This is a genomic window from Psychrobacter sp. W2-37-MNA-CIBAN-0211, from assembly GCF_040309405.1.
GTDB lineage: Bacteria > Pseudomonadota > Gammaproteobacteria > Pseudomonadales > Moraxellaceae > Psychrobacter > Psychrobacter glaciei.
On the sequence record NZ_JBEOOU010000457.1, the window covers coordinates 1 to 248 of the forward strand.

1 protein-coding gene is annotated in these 248 nt (G+C 48.4%); it reads right to left on the reverse strand.

Going from position 1 to position 248, the window contains the following annotated elements:
- Positions 1 to 248 (reverse strand): hypothetical protein (locus AAEY72_RS15875; protein ID WP_352311612.1); only part of this gene is annotated, 248 nt, incomplete at both ends.

The window sequence follows — 248 nt, forward strand, 5'->3', positions numbered from 1 at the left end:
GCTCTATAGAGGTCAAGCCCTCAGCCAACGCTTGAGTAACATTCCAACTGAGCACATTAACATCATGAGTCGTCAGTTGTACAAATAGGTTGGCTATCGCATCAGTCGCTTCACGGACTGAGGGCAAGCCCATCTCATCAAAAGTGTGGCCGATGTCTGTCAGCTCAGCCGTCTCAGGTAAGAGGGCAATATCTTGACGCTGTATATAGGCGTTAAAGCGCTGTTTTATGTCTTCAACAGCAATGCGC